This window comes from Paenibacillus arenosi, from assembly GCF_014841135.1.
Taxonomy (GTDB): Bacteria; Bacillota; Bacilli; order Paenibacillales; family Paenibacillaceae; genus Paenibacillus_B; species Paenibacillus_B arenosi.
This window is the reverse complement of the sequence record NZ_JACYTN010000050.1, coordinates 1-2,503: the sequence shown is the minus strand read 5'-3', so window position 1 is coordinate 2,503 and position 2,503 is coordinate 1. Positions and strand designations below refer to the sequence as shown.

Genomic DNA, 2,503 nt, shown 5'->3' with positions numbered 1-2,503 from the left:
ATGTTTGGTGACGATGGCGGAGGGGTTCCACGCGTACCCATCCCGAACACGAACGTTAAGTCCTCCAGCGCCGATGGTACTTGGACCGCAGGGTCCTGGGAGAGTAGGACGTTGCCAAGCAAATTAAAAAGCTCACTGACTTCATAGTCGGTGAGCTTTTTTTTGTGCGAATTAATTGTACATAAGTTTATATCGGTAAAAAACTTTTTATATTAAAAGACGAATTTAAAATAGTTCACAATCGTTTTAATGAAAAGCAATATATTAATATACTGATTTTTGCGTAATGTAATCTCTTCTCTATTGTAATTTTGAATGATTCAATGAGAGCGTAAAATATCTTGTGTAAATAGATAAATAGAAAAAAGGAAGACCTTTTCTTGTAGAATGAAGTCACCACAACACCATTCACAGAAGAAAAGAGGTCTTCCCTATGACATTAGATTTGGTCCAAGCTCTAGTCACAAAACAGGACGTGACTGAAGTTTTTGCTGTCATCTAGAAACAGCCATGAATCACCTATTAGAAACGGAATTAACTGCATTTCTAGAGTATGAAAAGTATGACCGTCTGGGATTCAATTCTGGAAATTCTGGAAATGGTGGATACACACGTACTCTGCACACCTAGTATGGCGACCTGCAACTTCATATTCCTAGAGACCGTAATGGAGAGTTTCAGTAGCAGACAGTGGCTCCGTATAAGCGTTCCAATGACACACTCGAGTCTTTCGTCATTCACATGTTCCAAAAAGGCGTAACGATGACGGAGATTACTGATTTCATTGAAAAAATGTATGAACATCACTATACGCCACAAACCGTTTCCAATATGACCAAAGTAATGGTCGAACTAGTTGACGCATTCTCAAAACAGACGCTGGCAAAACGTTTATGTCTGCGTGTACATTAGAGGCACTGGAAAAGTTCTTAGTATCCCAATTCGAAGGTTATAACCAACGCTTCGCTACCCGATGCCACATTGGCTTTGACCAAGCACGTGGTGAACTCCAAGCCATGTTCATCACCAAAGACTAGCACAGTCTCCTAAAAGAGAAGGATATTTTCATTTACACATAATTCTTGACGCTACCGATTCAATTAATGTGGGTAAGAAATAAGCCCTTTATATCTCTTGCTACTGAGTGATCTGTGTGTAAACCAATAAACAGATAGCCAAGGCCCCCTATTTATATTTGATGATTTCTAGCTACTGTCCCCATAATTAAAATGTTCTACATTATTGGTATCCAAATCTCTGAATAATAATCAGAGCTGTTTGGATTTCCTTCTGAATAGACTTCTAAATCAGGTATTTCTGCATGTTGATAGGAGTTAGAAGGGAACCATTCTGACATGATTTTCTTCCAAGTATTTTGCATAGCTTCTGGCATGGCACCATGTACCTCAAAAATTACCCATTTTGATGGTGGTATCTCAAGTTCAAGCAATTGTTGCGGAGTTTCTCCTATATAATCTGTTCCAATCCAGTAATCAATAATGGATAAGTCTCTTCCCTTACTCTCTTTATCGACACATACACCAAGAACACCTTTTATTTCACCATTGTTAAGTTTAAATAGTAGATCGTTTGTGCCATCAACATGAGCATCGTTCCAAAACTGTGGAATTGCAGACATATTTCCATTTACGTTGCTTTGCATACTAATTTCTCTTTTCTGACCAACTACTTTAAAGCTACCACGTTCTACAATACGATAATTCATTGGTTCTACCCCTTTCAGATTCATCTGTATAATGAGACGATTGTAAGATTTAAGTTTCCCGATATGCTGCCGTACATTACTAGGCGATAAGTTATGTTGCTTTCGGAATGCCTTTGCAAATGCTTCAGGTGTTTCATAGCCATACTTCAGAGCGATATCGATGACCTTGCTATTAGAAGTAGCTAATTCCTGTGCAGCAAGAGTCAAGCGTCTTCGGCGCAAGTAGTCACCAACGGTCATGTCAGTTAGTATGGAAAATGTCCGTTGAAAATGAAATGGTGAAGAATGTGCATATTTTGCAATTTGTTCAATTGAAATATCATCAAGCAAATGATCCTCCATATACTCAATCGCCATTTGCAATGATTCCACCCAGTTCATATATGTAATCACTCCTTAACTGAATTATATAAGTCTTCAAAATAATTGGCTGGTCATATTGTGCTGCTCTAGGACAGAACATTAATAAAAACAAATATAATTACATAATAATGGAATAAACCAGGGTGTTGCAATTTTAATAAAAGGTGTGGTATATTATATTTCCGCCACCGAGAGGAGCGGCTGAGATAAGCCAAATAAAACAGCGGTTTGAAAGTCATTTAAAATAAATGCTTCAAATAAAGTTTTTAAAAAAAGCTTGACTCGAAAGAGACAAAATGATATATTATAAAGGTCGCCACTGAGAAACACGGCGAACGAGAGCGAAAGAAAACGAGTCGATAAGATAAGTGATCTGAGCCGAATTGTTCTTTGAAAACTGAACAACGAGTGAAA

General features: G+C 37.8%; 1 protein-coding gene, 1 rRNA gene and 1 pseudogene. 2 read left to right on the top strand and 1 reads right to left on the bottom strand.

Features of this window, described 5'->3' with window-relative positions; translation table 11 throughout:
- The first annotated feature begins 3 nt into the window (after nt 1-3).
- Nucleotides 4-120: ribosomal RNA gene (rrf, locus tag IFO66_RS23575) — 5S ribosomal RNA — on the top strand.
- 313 nt (nt 121-433) lie between these two features.
- Nucleotides 434-919: pseudogene (locus IFO66_RS23570) on the top strand (transposase); the annotation flags it as partial.
- 315 nt (nt 920-1,234) lie between these two features.
- Here the strand turns inward: IFO66_RS23570 and IFO66_RS23565 are convergent.
- Entirely contained in the window at nt 1,235-2,107 is an 873-nt protein-coding gene (locus IFO66_RS23565) for an AraC family transcriptional regulator (RefSeq protein WP_192027458.1), read from the bottom strand.
- Nucleotides 2,108-2,503 lie beyond the last annotated feature (396 nt).

Coding starts and splice junctions, on each gene's coding strand:
- IFO66_RS23565 (WP_192027458.1), bottom strand. CDS start 2,107: ATGAACTGGGTGGAATCATTGCAAATGGCGATTGAGTATATGGAGGAT.